The organism is Mycoplasma amphoriforme A39 (genome assembly GCA_000723365.1).
Lineage (GTDB): Bacteria > Bacillota_I > Bacilli_A > Mycoplasmatales > Mycoplasmoidaceae > Mycoplasmoides > Mycoplasmoides amphoriforme.
Genome location: HG937516.1, coordinates 71,448 through 90,544, shown reverse-complemented (window position 1 = coordinate 90,544; position 19,097 = coordinate 71,448). Strand labels below are relative to the sequence as shown.

15 protein-coding genes are annotated in these 19,097 nt (G+C 33.3%); 13 read left to right on the top strand and 2 right to left on the bottom strand.

Features of this window, described 5'->3' with window-relative positions:
- Positions 1–258: 258 nt before the first annotated feature.
- The 3 genes from ABDB96_RS00420 to ABDB96_RS00410 all read left to right on the top strand — a co-directional run bounded on the left by ABDB96_RS00420 (position 259) and on the right by ABDB96_RS00410 (position 4,646).
- Entirely contained in the window at positions 259–1,482 is a 1,224-nt protein-coding gene (locus ABDB96_RS00420) for a DUF5454 family protein (RefSeq protein WP_343251545.1), read from the top strand.
- Positions 1,483–1,533: 51 nt separating this feature from the next.
- Complete coding sequence (gene rpsU / locus ABDB96_RS00415) at positions 1,534–1,716, top strand: 30S ribosomal protein S21 (protein WP_343251544.1); 183 nt, start codon at positions 1,534–1,536, stop codon at positions 1,714–1,716.
- A gap of 101 nt (positions 1,717–1,817) precedes the next feature.
- Entirely contained in the window at positions 1,818–4,646 is a 2,829-nt protein-coding gene (locus tag ABDB96_RS00410; protein ID WP_343251543.1) for a cation-translocating P-type ATPase, read from the top strand.
- A 171-nt stretch (positions 4,647–4,817) separates the two neighbouring features.
- Here ABDB96_RS00410 and metG read toward each other — a convergent pair whose 3' ends face one another.
- Positions 4,818–6,377 carry a methionine--tRNA ligase gene (gene metG / locus ABDB96_RS00405; RefSeq protein WP_343251542.1) on the bottom strand — a complete coding sequence of 520 codons (1,560 nt, stop codon included), beginning with the start codon at positions 6,375–6,377 and terminating at the stop codon, positions 4,818–4,820.
- Between the two features lie 576 nt (positions 6,378–6,953).
- Between metG and pdhA the strand changes: the two genes are divergently transcribed.
- The 10 genes from pdhA (at position 6,954) to ABDB96_RS00355 (ending at position 16,692) form a co-directional block, all read left to right on the top strand.
- Positions 6,954–8,027 carry a pyruvate dehydrogenase (acetyl-transferring) E1 component subunit alpha gene (gene pdhA, locus ABDB96_RS00400; protein ID WP_343251541.1) on the top strand — a complete coding sequence of 358 codons (1,074 nt, stop codon included), beginning with the start codon at positions 6,954–6,956 and terminating at the stop codon, positions 8,025–8,027.
- A 12-nt stretch (positions 8,028–8,039) separates the two neighbouring features.
- A complete protein-coding gene (locus tag ABDB96_RS00395) occupies positions 8,040–9,008 on the top strand; it encodes an alpha-ketoacid dehydrogenase subunit beta (RefSeq protein WP_343251540.1) in 969 nt (322 codons plus the stop codon).
- A gap of 53 nt (positions 9,009–9,061) precedes the next feature.
- Positions 9,062–9,514, top strand: coding sequence for a biotin/lipoyl-containing protein (locus tag ABDB96_RS00390; protein WP_343251539.1), 453 nt, complete (start codon positions 9,062–9,064; stop codon positions 9,512–9,514).
- A gap of 94 nt (positions 9,515–9,608) precedes the next feature.
- Positions 9,609–10,352 (top strand): dihydrolipoamide acetyltransferase family protein, encoded by a 744-nt coding sequence (locus tag ABDB96_RS00385; protein WP_343251538.1) that lies wholly within the window; start codon positions 9,609–9,611, stop codon positions 10,350–10,352.
- 29 nt (positions 10,353–10,381) lie between these two features.
- A complete protein-coding gene (gene lpdA / locus ABDB96_RS00380) occupies positions 10,382–11,776 on the top strand; it encodes a dihydrolipoyl dehydrogenase (RefSeq protein WP_343251537.1) in 1,395 nt (464 codons plus the stop codon).
- Positions 11,777–11,802: 26 nt separating this feature from the next.
- Positions 11,803–12,825, top strand: a complete 1,023-nt coding sequence (gene lplA, locus ABDB96_RS00375; protein WP_343251536.1) for a lipoate--protein ligase — start codon at positions 11,803–11,805, stop codon at positions 12,823–12,825.
- 197 nt (positions 12,826–13,022) lie between these two features.
- Positions 13,023–14,102, top strand: coding sequence for a ribose-phosphate diphosphokinase (locus ABDB96_RS00370; RefSeq protein WP_343251535.1), 1,080 nt, complete (start codon positions 13,023–13,025; stop codon positions 14,100–14,102).
- Complete coding sequence (rnmV, locus tag ABDB96_RS00365; protein ID WP_343251534.1) at positions 14,045–14,608, top strand: ribonuclease M5; 564 nt, start codon at positions 14,045–14,047, stop codon at positions 14,606–14,608. Before ABDB96_RS00370 ends, rnmV begins: the two co-directional genes overlap by 58 nt.
- Positions 14,601–15,464, top strand: a complete 864-nt coding sequence (gene rsmI / locus ABDB96_RS00360) for a 16S rRNA (cytidine(1402)-2'-O)-methyltransferase (protein WP_343251533.1) — start codon at positions 14,601–14,603, stop codon at positions 15,462–15,464. Before rnmV ends, rsmI begins: the two co-directional genes overlap by 8 nt.
- Positions 15,454–16,692: a replication-associated recombination protein A gene (locus tag ABDB96_RS00355; RefSeq protein ID WP_343251532.1), complete on the top strand. Its 1,239-nt coding sequence runs from the start codon at positions 15,454–15,456 to the stop codon at positions 16,690–16,692. Before rsmI ends, ABDB96_RS00355 begins: the two co-directional genes overlap by 11 nt.
- Positions 16,693–16,793: 101 nt before the next feature.
- Here the strand turns inward: ABDB96_RS00355 and ABDB96_RS00350 are convergent, their stop codons facing one another.
- Positions 16,794–18,713, bottom strand: a complete 1,920-nt coding sequence (locus ABDB96_RS00350) for a TraM recognition domain-containing protein (protein ID WP_343251531.1) — start codon at positions 18,711–18,713, stop codon at positions 16,794–16,796.
- Between the last annotated feature and the right edge of the window lie 384 nt (positions 18,714–19,097).

Below are 19,097 nucleotides of genomic sequence, written 5' to 3'. Positions count from 1 at the left end.
TCTTTTACTAAGATTTGGTATGTTTTTAAATCTAAATAAAAAACTATAAGAACAAAAAATTCTAACTACTAGATTTCAGCCTTAAGAAACTACATAATGTGTATTTGGATTAGATAATAAATGCCTTGAGGTTCCTTTTCGAAAAAAAGAGAAGACGTTTAAAATATCGATTTTTGTAATGTATAATAAATTAGTAAACAAAACTAGTGAACGGATGCTTATTTCAAGCACGTGTTTATTTATTTTTGTGGAGTGCATATGAGAAATGGCAAAATAGATGACGAGATGACAATTCTAGACGAAACTAATCCAGTTTCTAATAGTTCGACGATTGATTTTACCCGCGAAGCAGCATCTAAAAACAAAAACAAGTGAGAAATGTTTTTAGAAGGGTATAAAAACTATTACCATATTGATTTTTCTTGACCAAAATATATTAAAGATTGTAAATTATATTATGGTGAGTTTAATATTCATGATTTTATTAGAGCATACGGCAAAGAATGTGAAGAGGATTTTAAGCGTTTTCGACAAAGAATTTTGCAAAAAAAGGGAATCAATCGTTCTCTGAACGATGCAACCCCTTTATCGAATTCATCACCAAATAAACAACCATTCATTGACGATGACCTGATTGAACTAATGACTAATGGCGACGTATTGCGAACAAGATTATTGATTCGTTTTTTATGCCCCCAGACCAAGTTAGAAAAAAAGAACATGAAACGTTCTTGAAGAAACGCTAAACGTTCTGGACTCAATCAAAGTGAATGGATGAAATCATATGTTGGTTTGCCATTTCGTTCTGGAAAAAATGACCCATTAGACGAAAAATACACCCGTGAAGAAGTTCTCCATATTTTGAAAAAAGCCCAAATGCGATTAGATAATAATTCGAAAAATTTAGAAAAGTCAAGTTTAGATTTTAAGAAAGCCTCTAATGATTTTCGAACTGATGAACAACCTAGACGTAAACATTACGCTTCCAGTGATGAACTTGTTGAAAACAATCATTCAACAACAAGCTTTAAACCTACTCGGTCTAATACACAAAGTTTAGAAGATAAATTACCAAATCAGCATGATAATTCTAGTTCAAATTTGTCTTATAGTAAATTGTATGACTTTGAGTCTTCTAAAACAATAAACTTGCCATCGGCTACAAGTGAAAAAATCGATAATAACTCGTTAAAAATTGAGTCTGAAAATTTACTTTCACAAGATTTTGATTTTCACCGAACCAAACAATCAACTATAAATAGAAAATATAACGATGCATTAAATTTTGAAAAGCATGTTGATAAAGAGGTTTCAGCCATTAAGCAAGATCGGGAGTTGATTCACAGCGAGCTCAAAAAAGTTAATGAATTAAAATTAGCCGAAGAAAAACGTTATCAGGAGTTACGGAAGAAAAGACAAGCCTTAACGGAAAATTTAAAACAAAATGATATTTTTTCTAGTTTTGATGATGACGATTTTTAACAGTAAATTCAACTATAACAAATTGACTATTTTAGAAAGGGGGTGATTATAATGCCAAAAATTGAAATCAAAGATGGAAATCTTGAAATTGCTTTAAAGAAATTCAAGCGGATTTCTAGCGAAACTAAACGTGCCATGAGCCGTCATGAGTATCACCTTCGTCCAGGGTTGAGAATGCGCGAAAAACGTAAATTAGCACGTAAGCGGATGCAAAAGAAGCAACATTTATATTAAACTTAAATACCTTTTTTAGGTATTTTTATTTTTTTTGATATAAATTTAAAGATAATTGATTTAATGAAATTTTTAAATTGTTTTCATATAGTAGGTACACTTTGAACAGTAATTTATCTTCTGCATTAAAAGAATTAGAATCTGACACGGAGAAGGGTCTAACTTCTGAACAAGTACAATCACGTTATAAGATAGTTGGACCCAATAAACTAAAAACCAAAAAACCAGTTAGTTGATTATTGCGATTTTTAGAGCAATTTAAAGATCCAATGATTATTTTGTTGTTAATTGCTGCTATTATTTCGCTATTGATTGCTTTTATACCAACATTTCACACTGATTTAGGAATCACAGAAACTGAAAGAATTGTGGAACGTGTTGAGCCTTTCATTATTTTTTTAATTGTTCTTATTAATGCCGTCTTTGGTGTGATTCAAGAAGCAAAGTCTGAAAAAGCTGTCCAGTCCTTAAATAAGATGATTGTGACAAAGGTAAAAGTTTATCGCAATAATGATTTTAGCGTTATTAACTCTGAATCATTAGTTCCCGGCGATATTATGGTTTTAGACGCTGGCGATTTAATTACAGCAGATGGTATTATCATCGAATCTAGTGCTTTTTTTTGTATGGAAGCAGTTCTTACTGGCGAATCGTTACCAGTTGAAAAAGATGAAAATTTCATCACCACGAGAAATACGATTATTTCGAATCGAAAAAATTATGTTTTTTCGGGCACCACGGTAACTAAAGGACGGGCCAAAATTCTAGTTACTAAGACCGGAATGAACACCGAAATTGGTAAGATTGCCGGACTGTTAAATGATGCAAAAAACCAAGCAAGTCGTATTGAGAAAAAAATTGCGAAAATAAGTCGTATTTTAGGAATTACTGCAGGCTTTTTTTTGGTTATTGTCTTCTTGATTTACATCTTTTATGTTAATAATATTGCTAATATTCAAAATACTTGATCAAACGGCATTAAGATCGGGATCTCAATTGCCATTGCTGTAATCCCTGAAGGACTATTTGCCATCATGACCGTGGTTTTTGCATTGGGTATCAAGCGCATGATTAAGTGTAATGCTTTAATCAAACGAATGAATTCTGTCGAAACTTTAGGTGGAGTCTCGGTAATTTGTAGTGATAAAACCGGAACACTTACCCAGAACCGCATGCAAATGGTCAAATGGCATGATGGCTTGCAAGAACAAACGAATTTTGAAAACGAAAAACATTTACAAATTATTAAAGCAGCGATGTTGTGCACCGATGTTAAAGATGATGATGGTACCTTTGTTGGCGATCCAACTGAATTAGCATTAGTAAATATTGGCGTTGCGTCTGGTATTGCGTTTGAAAATTTGCAAAAAACTCACCAAAGGATTGAAGAATTTCCGTTTGATTCCACTCGGAAATTAATGACCACAATTCATTCTTGAGAAAACGGTTTTCTAGTAATCACCAAAGGAGCACCTTCAAGCTTATTTAACGTTGCTAATAATGAAAATTTAACTAATTTTAAAACCCAAACCGATATGATGTCAAAGCAAGGTTTACGAGTTTTAGCTCTTGCCTTTAAATTTTTAAAAGAATTACCTAAAAACATTAGTCATGAAACCATTGAAAAAGACTTAAATCTAGTTGCCATTTTTGGGATTATGGATCCGGTGCGCAGCGAAGCAAAACATGCCATTGATATTTGTAAAAAAGCCCACATTCGCCCGGTGATGATTACGGGTGATTACATTTTGACAGCTAGTTCAATTGCTAGCGAACTAGGTATTTTGGATCATGACAAAAAAGTAATTACTGGTGATGAATTAAAACAACTTAGTGAGGATAATTTCTTAAAGGAAGTGAATAATATTGCCGTCTATGCTCGCGTCACACCCGAAGATAAAATTCGGGTTGTTAAAGCCTTACAGACTAATGGGGAAGTTGTCGTCATGACTGGTGATGGTGTTAATGATGCGCCAGCATTAAAAGCCGCTGATGTTGGCGTTGCTATGGGTATCACAGGAACTGAAGTGGCAAAAAATGCTGCTGATATGGTTTTAACAGATGATAATTTTGCAACAATTGTTGAAGCGATTCGCGAAGGGCGCGGTGTTATCGATAATTTAAAGCGAATTATGTTAACGCTATTTACTGCTAATATTAGCGGCTTATTATCATTATTGTTTGGAATGTTAATTTTTTCGTTCAGCCCATTTACAGCCATTCAAATTTTATGAATTAATTTAGTAACTGAAAGTTTACCAGCAATTGCGTTAGGAATGAAACGTCCCCATCGTCACATTATGTCATTAAAACCGGAAATGGATGATAACTTAATCAGTGTCAAGATGGTGGTTCGAATCATTCTTCAAAGCATCATGTTTTCAAGCATAGCGTTATTGATGTTTTATTTGGCTAGTAGTTCTTTTGTTAATTTTAACTATTATGAAATGGTAAGGCTTTTTAAACAATTTGAAACAGCAACGGGGCAAGATCGTGACTTTATTTATAACATGCAAACTGCTGGATCATTATCTGCTTTTGTCGTGATTGCTGTTAGCCAGTCCTTTAACGCTTTTAATACTTTTAGTCGATATACGATTTTTAAATACCGTTGACATGATATTAAATACTTAGTTTTTGCAAGCCTTGGTTCCTTATCGCTAATTCTGTTTGTGATTTTAATTCCCAAAGTTAACGAAGTGTTTAATAGTAACGTTTACGTTTTTAACACTACTCACTATGATTTTAAAGATTTAACAATAAACAATCAAAAAAGCATTGATGTTTTCAACTACGGATGACTGTTTGCAATTGCATTTATTGCCAGCATGATTCCAACGGGATTTATCGAAATTTTAAAAGTGGTAAATAATTCGAGATGATACGCTAATTTTACCAAATACCACCCGAAATTAACGCAATGAATTTAACGAGAAATGTTTTAAATTTTCGCTTCGATTAATGCGTTTTTTCTGCATGTTCTTAACCAACATGTTTCAGTAATTAAGGTTTATTATTTTTATTTCTGGCATAAATTAGGTTCGGATTTTTTTTGCAAAGTTTTTATTGTTTAGGTTCAAAAAAATTACTAATGCGATCTTTTACTTTTTTTGAATTCGTTCGAATAAGGGGTAAGCTTGGTTGACTTTAACATTGCAGATTGCAAAATGATTTTGCAAACTATCGATGGTGGTTAATTTTGAGTCAAAGTTCATTTGTTGGTAGGCTTGTTTGGATTTATTAATGAAAACAGGTTCTAACAAAACAAAAACGTTGCGAATTGTCGCTGCTGCTAAAAATAATAAATTAGCTAACTTTTGTTTTTGATTATTTTTAAATAATTCTCACGGCTTGTAATCTTGAATTGCCTTGTTTATTCTTACAACAGCTTCAATACAATGGGTAAATGCTGCATGATACGACTTTTGGTTAATTAAATTTTCAAAGGAAATGGGTAAGCATTTTAATTGTTCAAATAAATTTTGTAACTGTTCATCAAAGTTTTCGGGTTGTAAGATGATTTGATTCTGGTATTTAGTTAACATTCCAATGGTTCGTGAAATTAAGTTTCCTAAATTATTTGCTAAATCAGCATTGTAGACACTTTCGAGCAATTGCTTGCCACACCGGTTATCTTTTGCTAAATTCATTTCCTTTAACAAGTAGTAGCGCATCGCGTCATTACCGTATTGCTCCACCCAATTATAGGGATCAATGATGTTACCCAAAGACTTTGACATTTTTGTTCCATTTTCATCAACAATTCAGCCATGTAAAATAAATTGCGTTGGCAGCGGAATGTTTAAAAATGTTAAAAATAACGGCCAGTAGATGCAGTGAAAGCGACCAATTTCCTTAGAAAGCAACTGAATACGTTCACTATTAGGATCATTTCAATATTTTTGAAAATTGCTATCATGACTAGTTAAGTAGCCAGTACCAGTTAAATAAGAAAACAAAGCGTCAAACCAGACGTAAATCGTTTGCTTATCATCGCCAGGCACCAGAATTCCCCAAGTGACTTCTTCGCGACTAATTGATAAGTTTTTTAAACCTGTATTTAAAAAATTGTTGATCAACTCATTAAAACGACTATCTGGAAAAATGTTTAATTGCTGCTCTACTAAAAATTTTTTTATTAGTGATTCGTATTCTGCAATTTTAATGAAATAAGTTTTTTCTTTGTGGTTTTCTATAGGATGACCAATTTGACAAAAAGCTTTTTCATTTTTGATAATCACTTGCGATCCAGTATAGTTTTCTTCACAATCAACACAATATAAACCTTCCCAATCATCAAGATAAATATTGCCTTGGCTTTGAATTTTTGTAAAAATTGCTTGCACTGCTTGTTCGTGTTCAGAATTTGTGGTGCGTACGAATTGATCATATGAAATTTGCATCTTATCAAAAAGATCTTTAAATCGCAAACTATTTTGATCAACATATTCTTGAGGTGTTTTGTTTGCTAAAACTGCTTTTGTTTGGATTTTTTTGCCATGTTCATCGCTACCAGTAAGTAAAAACACATCATAACCACGTTGCTGTTTAAATCGCTTAATAAAATCACCCAAAATAGTTGTAAATGCATGACCAATATGTGGAGCACCTGATGGATAAAAAATCGGGGTTGTGATGATGCATGCTTTTTTTAGTTTCATTGCTATTTTCTCATTTGTAGATTGTTCATGGTTACTATATTATTATTGTAATATTTAAAATTATTAAAATTATTTCAAGTTTTATTGCATTTTAGCCACAATTTAAGCAATTTTTCTCGTGAATCTATGGATATTGCCTCGATTTTTTAGGAAATGGTCATTGCTTCCATTCAAAAACCCAAAAAATAGATCATGTTTAGTGATTTGCACTTGTAAAATCATTCAAAAAACAAAGCGTTAGTTAGTTTTTTAGTTGTTTTATCAAAATTAAAACAATTAGTAATTAAACTAATCATTTTATCTCTAGCATTACAAACATCCCATTATCATCATGTTTGTTATTGGTATTTTCCGGTTTTTATCTAGCAATAATCAGTGAACAACTTACTCTAAGTTTAAGTTTTATTTTTGAAAAATAAGCGTTTTATTCTAATTGGTTTTTAATAAAAAGATTAACCAAGTACTTTTTTATTATTTTTTAAATTTTTTAAAGTAGAATCATAAACATTAATTATGAAATTGGGAGTTTTTACTCTCTATTAAACGCAATTGGCGAGGACAAAAAGGAAAAACAAAATGGCTATTCTTGTAAAAAGTAATGTTCCGGAAACGCTGTTTCAAGTAATGGACACCGATGGTAAATTAGCCGAAGGTTATACTCCTAATTTACCAGTTGAAAAAATTCTTGAAGCTTACAAATTCATGAATATTAGTCGGCAAAAGGATAAAAAAATGTTGAGTTGACAACGCTCTGGAAAGATGGCAAACTTTGCTCCAAACTTAGGCGAAGAAGGCTTGCAAGCAGCTGTTGCCTTAGCAATGCACAAAAACGATTGATTAGCACCCGCTTTTCGTAGCGATTGCTTAATGATCATGCGTGGCGTTCCAATTCATAAACTAATGCTTTATTGAGCTGGCAACGAGTTAGGCAGCGTTTTTCCCGAAGGTGTGAATGTTTTACCGATTAATATTATTATCGGTTCGCAAATTTCCCAAAATGCTGGCTTAGGCTATGCCCTTAAATACCAAGGTAAAAAAGCGGTCTCTGTTTCCTTCATTGGTGATGGGGGAACTGCCGAAGGCGAATTTTATGAAGGAATTAATTTAGCTGCAATTCACAAATGAAATAGTCTATTCTGTGTTAACAACAACGGGTTTGCTATTTCCACACGGTTAAAAGACGAATCTGCAGTGAGTGATATTTCATCAAAAGCAATCGCTTTTGGGATTCCGAGAGTTCGGGTTGATGGTAATGACTTCTTTGCTTCTTATGATGCAGCTAGGGATGCATTAGCGTACATTCGTAGCGGCATGGGCCCAGTATTAATTGAATTTGTAACCTACCGCCAAGGTCCACACACAACTTCGGATGATCCAACAATTTATCGAACTGCTGAAGAGCACGCTGAAGGAATGAAAAAAGACCCGATTGAACGTTTAAATAAGTGGTTAGTTGCTAACGGTCATTGGGATGCAACTAAAGAAGAAGCAATGCAAAAAGAAATTGCCGATTTAGTCGAAAGTGAATACAAAATTTGTGCTGAATTAATGCACAATGTGACTGTTGATGATCTTTTTGATGTGCAATATGGAACCATTACGCCTGAACTCGCTAGACAAAAAGAGTTGGCTAAAAAATACTTTAAATAGGATGTTTATACAATGAGTAGCAAAGAATTAAATAATATTCAAGCGTTAAATAACGCGATGGATATTGCGTTAGCAAATGATAAAAACGTTGTTCTTTATGGACAAGATTCCGGATTTGAAGGCGGGGTGTTCCGGGCGACCCAAGGCTTGCAAAAAAAATATGGGGAAGAACGGGTATGGGATTCGCCAATTTCCGAAGCATCAATGACTGGTTGTGCAATTGGTGCTGCTCTCTTAGGATTGAAGCCCATTGTTGAAATTCAATTTGATGGTTTTTCCTTTTTAGCCCTCCAACAATTATTTGCACATGCTGCAAGATACCGTGGAAGAACACGCGGTCAACGTCATGTTCCGCTTGTTTTACGTATTCCGATGGGTGGCGGCATTAAGGCGTTAGAACACCACAGTGAATCACTTGAAACGATCTATTCGCATGTTCCTGGATTAAAAGTAGTTTACCCTTCCAATCCTTATGACACTAAAGGATTATTTTTAGCTGCTGTTAACGATCCCGATCCTGTTGTCTTTTTAGAACCTAAACGCTTGTATCGTGCCTTCCGTCAAGAAGTTCCTGAAGAAGCTTATCAAGTACCAATTGGCGAAGCTAATGTTTTACAAGAAGGTAATAAACTTACGGTTGTGACCTATGGTCCTTTAGTTGTGGATTGTTTTAACTGGGTTCAAGATTTTGGTGATGCGGTTGAACTAATTGATCTCCGTACGATTTCGCCATGAGATCGTGAAACCGTTCTTGCATCCGTACGCAAAACCGGCCGCTTACTAGTCGTTCACGAAGCAGTTAAATCATTTAGTGTTTCTGCTGAAATCATTACTACCGTTGTGGAAAATGGCATTTCATTAACTAAGCCGCCAGTACGTGTAACTGGATGAGATATTAACATCCCTTTAGCCAAAGGCGAACACATTCAGTTTAAACTTGAACAACGCGTTAAAGATGCAGTTGCTGAACTGTTAAAATAATTGATGGATTACTAAGATAAAGTTTTTATTTGCCGAAAGGATTTGATCATAACATGTATGAATTTAAGTTTACTGATATAGGAGAAGGGCTGGAAGAAGGAAAAATTAACGACATTTTCGTAAAAGTCGGTGACACGGTAAAAGTTGATGATCCGGTTTTAAATGTGGAAACCGATAAGGTTACTAGCGATATTCCCACTCCAGTTGGTGGGGTTATTGTCCAAATTCTTGTTGCTGTCGGCCAGGTTATTCACGTTGGTGACGTCATTGCTTTAATTGAAGACCAACCCGGAGTTAGTGCAGCTACTTCTGAAAACCAACCAGCAGTTAGCCCAAATAGTCCCCAACCCATTGCGGTAGAAGTAAAACCAGAACCTACACCAGTTGGACAGGAATCACCAAAAGAAGAGCTTGAATCAGTAAAAGAAGACAAGGGTGCTTCAGTCGTTGGCGAAGTGACGGTTTCTAATAAGGTTTTACCTCTTTTTGGTAAGCAAAAAAAATAATGAATTAATGCGCTTTGCACGTTCAAGGACGCATTTTTCATGTAGGAAATAAAAAGTTTTAACGATATTATTTTTTAACTCGGAGAGATAAATTATGGGTAGTGATGAAATTAAGCTAAATCCTGGCGATCGGCTCGAAGATGTTTCGATGATCCGGGCTGCAATTGCCAGACAAATGAGTATTGCTAAGAATGAAATTCCCTTCACCACACTAACTTTTTATGTCGATATGACAACCTTAGTTAACTATCGGAAAAGAATTAAGGACGATATTTTTAGCAAGTATAATCTAAAGTTAAGTTTTTTACCGTTTTTAGTGAAAGCCATAATTTTTGGAATTGAAAAATACCCGATTTTTAATGCTTCTTATGTGAAGGAACAAAATAAAATTCATTTTAAAAAGGAAATCAATTTTGGAATTGCTGTTGATACAGAAAACGGTTTAATCGTTCCAAACATTAAAAACGCTGGCGCTTTATCAATTATTGAAATTGGTCAAAAAATCGCTGAATTAGCAACTAAAGCCCGTCAAAAAAAATTAGGACTTGCTGAAATTCGTGGTGGTACCATTAGTTTAACGAATTTTGGTTCAATTGGTGCGGCTTTTGGCGTGCCGATTATTAACTTTCCTGAGTTAGCAATTGTTGCCACAGGCACGATTGAAGAACGTGTTGTTAAAAACAATGAAGGTAAATACATTGCTAAGCAATTTATGCCATTAACAATTGCTGCTGATCACCGCTGGATTGATGGTGCAGATGTTGGCCGCTTTGCTAAAGTTATTTCCGAAGCTTTGAATTCACGTGATATTCAGATTGATGGTTATCATGATTTTTAAAAATTTAGGTTAGAAAGAAAGAAATTATCATGGATAAGTTTGATATCATTGTCATCGGAGCTGGTCCTGGTGGCTATATGGCTGCTGAACATGCTGGCCACTATAAAAAAAAGGTGTTGATTATTGAGAAAGAAATGTTTGGTGGTGTTTGTTTAAATGTGGGTTGTATTCCCACTAAAGCATTGATTAAAAGCGGTAAAATCGCCACATATTTAGAACATGCTAGTTCGTATGGGATTAAATTTGGCGAAGGGTCGTCTTTTACTCCTGATTGGGGTATGATTCAAGCTCGAAAACAAAAGGTAGTGAACACTTTAGTTGATGGCGTAAAGTATATTTTGAAAACCGCTAAAGCCACTGTTGTTGAGGGTGAAGCAAAGATTATTGACGAGCACACAGTTGCTGTTAACGGCACACAATATTGGGGCGAAAACATCATTGTTGCTACGGGTAGTTCCAACCGTTCGTTAAATCTGCCAGGCTTTAAAGAAGCATATCAATCAGGCAAAATGATTGATTCCACCCAAGCATTATCATTGCCGAAATTACCACGGAAATTAACTGTCGTTGGTGGCGGGGTGATTGGTGTGGAAATGGCAACCATTTATGCTGCACTTAAAACTGATGTAACGATTATTCAGGGTTTACCTAAAATTTTAGAACGTTTAGATGGTGATATTAGCCGTCATGCGACTAGACACCTTGTTGATTTTGGCGTGAAAATTGTTACTAATGCCAAAATTGAAAAAGCTCAAGGTTCAACCCTTTACTATAGTGTTAGTGGCGAAAGTACCTCCATTAGTGCTGATTACATTTTAGAATGTGTTGGTCGCAAGGCAAATGACGAATTATTACAACCTTTAAACTTAGAAAAAACCGCATCTGGTCACATCAAATTAAACGAAAATCTACAAACTTCTTTACCGCATATCTATTTAATTGGTGATGTTACTAGCCAATTGATGCTTGCCCATTACGCTTATCACCAAGCCCGTTATGTCGTCGATTATATTTTGGGTAAAAAACCTTTGAAAGTTTTACCACATTACACTCCAAGTTGTATTTATACTCATTCCGAAGTGGCTAGTGTTGGTTATCCTGAAGAAGAATTGATTAACCAAAAAATTCCCTACGTTAAGGTTGTGCTGCCAATGGCGGCTAACGGCAAGGCCGTAGCAGATAGCGAAACCCGCGGCATCATGAAGATGTTAGCTCATAAAGAAAGCGGCGAAATCTTAGGGGTGCACATGATTAGTTCGGTATCCAGTGACATGATTAGTGAAATCGCTTTGGCGATGCGGCACAAGTTAACTGTTTTTGATTTGTACAACTCAATTCATCCCCATCCGGCAATTGCTGAATCAATTGGCGATGCGGCTAGAAAAATTGTTGTTGATTTTTTTGCAGATCATGCTGAAGCCTAACTATTGATGATTAGTTACTAGAAAAAATGTCCTTATTATTCATTTCCAAAACCACGCAACCATACCTTAACGTTGCTACTGAAGAGTACTTGTTAAAAGAATATAAAAATCCTAGCAACGAGCCGATTCTTTTTATTTGGCAAAATGATAATACGATTTTTGTTGGTCGGAACCAAAACACTTACAAAGAAATTAATTTGGCAAACGTTCAACGAGATCACGTTAATCTGGTCCGCCGTTTTTCTGGTGGCGGAACGGTTTATCAAGATTTAGGTAATTTGTGCTACACGATTATTGATCGTAGCGAAATTAACAAGCCCTGTCGGTTTGACATCATTGGTCAGCCTGTTGTCGATTTTTTGCAAAGCATAAACGTTAATGCCACTTTTCACGGCCGGAATGATATTGAAATTGATGGCAAAAAAATTAGTGGTAATGCCCAATATTTGTATAAGAATAAATTATTACAACACGGAACGTTAATGTTCAATGTTAATTTTGATTTGTTAACTTCTTACTTAAATGTTGATTTATCCAAAATGAGTGCGAAGGGAATTGATTCGATTCGTAAGCGAATTACTAATATTATTGATCATTTGCCAGCTAATTCAGCAATGAAAGACGTTGAACAATTTAAAAATGCCTTATGCTTATGGTTTGTGGAACATGGTGGTGCCAAAATTGTAAAGTTCGACGAACATGCCCTAGCTTGGATTGAAAAACGGGCCAAAGACCATTTTAGCACGTGAGCGTGAAACTATGGTGAAACGAAAGAATTTGCTTTTGTTAATAAAAGGAAATTTGCAGGCGGATTGATTGAAGTTAATTTACAAACTAATAAAGGGAAAATCGTCGACATTAAATTCTATGGTGATTTTTTAAGCATTAGTGATTTAAGTGAAATTATTGATCAATTCATCGGGATTAACTTTGATCAACCTAGTGTAAAAAATGTTTTAGATAATATTGATTTAATGCGCTATTTTGGCACAATTACCGCTGACGAAATTTTGGAATTAATGTTTGATAACGGAATGCATCAGAACTAGTTCTCAAGATTTATTAGATTTTGCATACATGGTTTTCGATATTAAAAAGTTTAAAGATGCTTAACAAATATGACTACGAAATTAGTAAATGGTAGTCATATTTTCATGTATTTTCAGTTTGCTTTTTCACTTTAATTTAGTAAGGATTTTATGATGTTTTATTATAATCAATGAGGGAAGTTATAAAGGATAAAAAAATGACGCAACTTTTTTGCAAATATCCCGCTGAATATTGTGAACGTCACCACACTCATTTTCTTAACAACCATATTATTTTTGGTTTAACTGCTGCCAAAGAAATTACTGATAAAACTTGTAAATTGTTAAAAATTGCTCCGGGTGACATTAAAATTGATCGGTTTAAAGACGGCGAAATTTACATTCGTTCAGATATTTCCATCCGCGGCAAAGATGTGATTGTGATGCAGTCGACATCCAAGCCAGTAAATGAGAATTTAATGGAATTATTGATTGCCATTGATTCTTTTAAACGGGCGTCAGCACGTTCCATTAGTGTTTTAATTCCTTATTACGGATATGCTCGCCAAGACCGCAAGGCTAAAGGTCGCGAACCAATTACTGGAAAATTAGTTGCTGATTTATTAGTGGCAGCTGGAGCAACTCGCATTGCGTTAACCGATATCCACAGCGAGCAAATCCAAGGTTTTTTCAGCGTTCCGGTTGACACCTTAAGAGCATCACAAGTTTTATTATGTTATTTGTTAGTTGATTATAAAAACGAACCTTTAACCATTGTTTCACCTGATTATGGTGGGGTTAAGCGGGCTCGGCGGATTGCTGAAGATTTAAATTTGCCCTTGGCAATTATTGACAAACGCCGTCCTAAACCAAATGTTGCTGAATCCGTTAACGTTTTAGGTGATGTCCGCAATTGCACGTGTGTTTTGGTTGATGACATGATTGATACAGGCGGCACCATCATTTCAGCTGCCAAACTTTTAAAGCGAAAGGGTGCGAAGAAAGTTGTGATCATGGCAACCCATGGTTTGTTTAATGGCGATGCGATTAAAAACTTTTTAGAAATTAATCATAAAAAAATTGTTGATAAAATTTATATCACTGATACAGTTCCTCCACGCGAAGAATTAAAAGAAATTACTAATTTAGAAATAATTTCCTTAGATATTTTTTACGCAAAAGTGCTCCATAGTTATATGCATGGTGGTTCGGTTTCATCAATTTATGGGGAATATGACAAATGAATCAAGTCACCAAATCTACCAAAAATTCTCGAAGATTTATCAAAGAAACGGTAGTGGTTGAAGGAAAAACCGATACCCAAAAACTACAAAAATTATTTCACGTAAAAACGATTGAAACCAATGGTTCTGATTTAAAAAAAACGACAATAAACCGGATTATTCAAGCCGCAAGACACAATGGGATTATTTTGTTTTTAGATCCAGATTATCAGGGCAAGAAAATTCGTAACCGTCTTCGAGCAGTTTTGTCAACTTACAAGGAGTGTTTTATTAATCCTTTTGATATCAAAAATGGTCAAAGAAAAAATGGAATTGCTGAAGCTGATGATGAAGCCGTTATTCATGCGTTTGCAAATTATCTTCAAACATATGACTGCACTAATGCATCTTTAACATGACAAGAATATTTAGGATTGCAATTAAATAATAAAAACAAGCGTTTATTTTTATGTGATCAACTTAAAATTGAATATTTTAACCATAAACAATTATTTAAACAACTAAATCTACTAAATTACAATTGATTAACTTTAAAAAAGATTTTAAAAGATCATGACTAACAAAAATGCATTCTATGTAATTGCTGCTCCAATTGGCAATTTACAAGAATTTTCAGAGCGGGCCAAACAAACGATTTCTCAAATCAAATACTTATTTTGTGAAGATACTAGAGTTACCAAAAAACTATTTAATTTGTTAAATATCAAATTCTCGCACGTTCTTTTTGAAAGTTATCACAAGTTTAACGAAATGCAAAAAATCAGTTCTTTTCTAGAGATCATTAGTAATAATAATTGTGCGTTAATGTGTGATGCTGGCTATCCAGTAATTAGTGATCCGGGCCAGATTTTGATCAAAACAATTCGTTCAAAATTCCCCGAGCATCCAATTGTAATCGTTAACGGCCCATGTGCGGTTACTTGTGCTCTTTCGGGATCAGGTTTTCCGGCGAATAATTTTTATTTTGATGGTTTTTTGCCGCGAAGCAATCACCTTTTAGAAGAAAGATTATACGAATTAAAAAACTATAAAACAACCCTAATTTTTTACGAGTCGGTTCACCGTATTATTAACACGTTGAAAACGATTAGTAAGGTTTTTTTAAATGCTGATCTTTGTGTTGCTAGGGAATTAACAAAATTAAACGAGACTTATTATTTTGGTTCGCCTGAAGAAATAATTGACAAAATTACGGTTAAGGGTGAATTTGTTATTTTAATTAATAATAACAATTTAACAGTAGAAAATAGTCAAAAAATAACTTGGTCTGAAGCGGCATGTTTGGTTAATGAATTAACTAAAATTAACGTTCGTTTAAAAGATGCATGCAAATATATTGCTAGCAAAAACAATCTGGAAAGCTCACAACTTTACAACTGAATGATTAAAAATAATTCGACTGATTATGAAAACTAAACCGCTAGCTCTTTCGTTACGACCATCAACAATTAAAGATATTTTTGGGCAAAAACATTTATTAAATGAGAAGGGAATTATCGCAAGAATTGCGGCGACGAAGAAGGTTTTTTCTTTAATTTTTTACGGCAAACCAGGAGTTGGTAAAACATCACTGGCCCTAGCGTTAGCCAATGATTTAAAAATGCCTTATAAAATTTTTAATGCGAGTACTGATGAGAAAAAAGTGCTCACTGACATTATCGCTACCGCCAAGGTGTCTGCTAACTATATTTTAATTGTTGAAGAAATTCACCGACTCAATAAAGATAAGCAAGATATTTTATTATCAGGTTTAGAAAATGGAACTTTTGTCATGTTTGCTACCACTACGGAAAATCCTTTTTTTGTAATCAATCCAGCCATTCGCAGTCGGTGCCAGATTTTGCAGTTACAACCCCTGAATTTAACTGAAACATTCGCATGCTTAAAAACAATTGTTAAAAATTCACAAATGAAAAATGTGTCAAATGCTATCCTTCAAATTATTGCAACTAAAACCCTGGGAGACATACGAGCCGCGATTAATATCATTGATTTAATTTTTCATCTTTATCGTGATGTGAAAATTACCAAAGCAGTTTTAGATAATCTTATGAATCAAGTTTATGTGACTAACGCCCATTATGGTGATGAATTTCATAATTTAAAATCAGCATTGCATAAATCATTACGAGGCAGCGATGTTGACGCAGCCCTTCATTATTTAGGAAGATTAATATTGAGTGGTGATTTAGTATCCATTTCCCGGCGCATGCAAATGGTTGCATACGAAGATATTGGTCTAGCAAACCCCAATTTATGCATTCGAGTTTATTTAGGATTGCAAGCAGCAAAAGAAGTTGGTTTTCCTGAAGCTGCGATAATTTTAGGAAATTTAGCGATTGAAATGGCTCTATCGCCTAAATCAAATTCTGCTTATTTAGCAATGAAAAACGCTTCAACTGACATTATGAATGGTAACATTCCGCCAATTCCAAAACATCTTTGTGACGGACATTATAAATCTAGTGCAAAATTAGGAATTATTGGATATAAATATCCCCATGATTATTCTGATGGGTGAATCAAGCAACAATATTTACCTGAGGAATTGCAAAATGCTAAATATTACTATCCGGCTAAACATAGTGCTAATGAAACAAAACTTGCTTCATGGTTAAAATCGTTACAAAAAGGCAATAAATAAATTGTTAAAACTATGTTATTTTTTTTAGTTTCATCGATTACAAGTGACCTTGCAATGTTGTATGTTTTAATTAATTTCGTCGTTGAAAGTTTGGTATTGTATTATGTTGCATTCTTTGAGATTTTTCTAATAAATGCTGCTAACATGTTTTTATAGTTAACATCAGCATCTTTTGAAAAGTTTCAAAACAATATAAAAGGTTTTGCTGGGATTATTTTTCTGCTACTTTTTTTCTTTTTTATCTCCATATTTACATGAGGACTTATAAAATCAATTTTTTGAATCTCTTGGTGAATATAAGTTTTTCCATCAGGTGTAATGGTTTTAATAATGGCATTTCCTGGTTCTAGTTTTTGGATTACATTCGGATTAAATAAATATGTTTCATCTATTGTCCGGTCAACACCGGCCAAATTAAGTTCTCGATTCATTTTACTTTTATATTGATAAGTATCAACAAGATTCTTTTTTGTTCCAAATAATTTTGAAATTTCTGTTGAACCTGATGGTTCTTGAACTTTATGAACAATAAAAGTGTTGCAATTGTTTAAAACGATATCTTTAAATTCTAACCCCATTTTGGCAATATCGCTGATACCTTGATAACTTAAAATTAGCGAATACATTAATGATCTTGCCTGTAACACTAATGTTGATAAGATTGAACTGCCAAATGCACTATACTCATCTAATAACAATATTGTTTGACCTTGTGTTTGGTTATAAGATGCGTTTTGCATAATATCTAGCATGATAATGTCTGACACAAATTTTGAGTTCACCGAATCCTCAAGCATTGCAATGCTAAAAAATATAAAATTGTTGTTATTTTTTCGATTAATAATATCTTTTAATCCAATCCCATTCGCACTTATTGTTTTTAAAGATTCTGCCATTGATTTTAATTTTAAGTGTAACGATAATCATTGTTTTCTTTCGATTTGATTAATCATATTTTTCATTTGTAAAATTGCTTCATTTTCGTGATGATAATTTTCAAAATAAATGTTTTTAAGTAATGTGAAGTAATTTGTATAAAGGAGTGATGAATTTTCGCCAGGAATAACAAATATTAATGAAAAATAAATTAAAAATTGATTTGATAAATGAACCTTTGTTAATTTTGACAAAATTAAAACCGGCAGTAAATATTCATATTTGTTGATCGGATAAAAACTAAAATTTTTATTTTTTAAAATGATCTGCCGCTCTTTTAAACTTATTGCCATTATTTTTGATAATTTATGATCAAAAAAATATTTGATTTTTTTGTATTTTTCTGTAATTAGTGGATCTAAAATAAAAATATTATGACGATTGAAAGCCAAGGATTCAAAAGTTTTTTTATTCGTATATTTACTTAATGATTTTAAATCAATGGGAATGTTTAGTTTTGTCAATGATGGTACAACTAAATCAAGAATGGCCTTTTCAATTTGCCGATAATACATGGAATCAGAATGGTTTTTTGCTGATTGTGAATAACCTTGTGATTCTAGTAATAATGCCACAATTTGGTTATCAGTTTTATTTTTAAAAGGATTGTATTTGACTTCATTCGTCTTTTTTTCTAAATTACCATCGATGCTTCATGATTTCATTTTTAAACGATTAGCTTTAGCGATATCAGCTAATTCGTTAATTAGTTTTCGATCTCCCTTGCCATCAATGAAGATTACTGGATAATTATTTAAAAACGCAAATTTTAAAAAATGGATGAGTGTAGTTGTTTTTCCATAACCAGACGATCCTAATACTGAAATTGGTTGTTGTAGGGCCTTGACAGGAATGAGAACTTTTTCGTTTAATACTACACCATTACTTGGTCGAGGCTTATTAATCTTTTTATTTGGTATTTTTTTACTATACAAATTTATAAATATTAATCTTTCAAAAAGACTGTATGTTTCTTTTGAATGGTCATTTGTTAATTCGCCATCATTTATTTTTTCTTGTTCTTTTTTGATTTTTTCTTGATTCTTTAAAAAATATTTGTTTCTTAACGAATAATGTAAAAGCACCAAAATTATCATGGTAAAAATTGTGATTAAAGGAGCAATTGATAAGATGTTTACCAAGATATTCAGGCCTTTTGGAAAACGAATGGTTGGATCAAAAAAATAAATTTTAAAAAAATTAATGTACCAAAAATTTCATAATGCAAAAAAACTAGCAATGATGATTGGAAATGAAATTGTAATAAATATAAAAAAATCTTTGATAGAAAATAGTTTTGAATAAATAAGTTTTTTAAAGATTCATTGTGAATATCATCATCCGCATAATATCGGAATACTAATGGGAAAAAACACAAAAAGTAAAATAATTAAATACTGACGATTTAAATTTATTGTGTTTGGCTTATCTTGAGGCAAAACTCCTCATGTGTTATCTATTTTAAATTG